This is a genomic window from Priestia sp. SIMBA_032, assembly GCF_046535215.1.
GTDB classification, from domain to species: Bacteria; Bacillota; Bacilli; order Bacillales; family Bacillaceae_H; genus Priestia; species Priestia aryabhattai.
The window spans coordinates 1-232 of sequence record NZ_JAWRXD010001656.1; the positions used below are offsets into that span (position 1 = coordinate 1).

Sequence of the window (232 nt, forward strand, 5' to 3'; positions counted from 1 at the left end):
TACTTGTCATCATCGGATTCTACAAACTCTTCATCAAAAAGAAAAGTATCACTTCTTTTTATACCCCTTTCGATAATATTACCGGGCAAACTATTTGCGAATTTCACGAAGAACAGAAAATATTAGTATCTGAGGATGAAGACGGAGATGGCAAGAAGAAAAAAATAACCTTGCACAGGCAAGGTTATTTTTTTGTTTCTGCTTGAAAACGTTTATAGTATGTCGATGCTGT

The 232-nt window shown here is 34.5% G+C and carries 1 protein-coding gene; it reads left to right on the plus strand.

Translation table 11 applies throughout. From position 1 onward, the window contains the following. Positions 1-206, plus strand: a 206-nt coding sequence (locus SB717_RS39880) for a DUF3951 domain-containing protein (RefSeq protein WP_410908895.1), incomplete at its 5' end; no start/stop codon positions are given. Positions 207-232 lie beyond the last annotated feature (26 nt).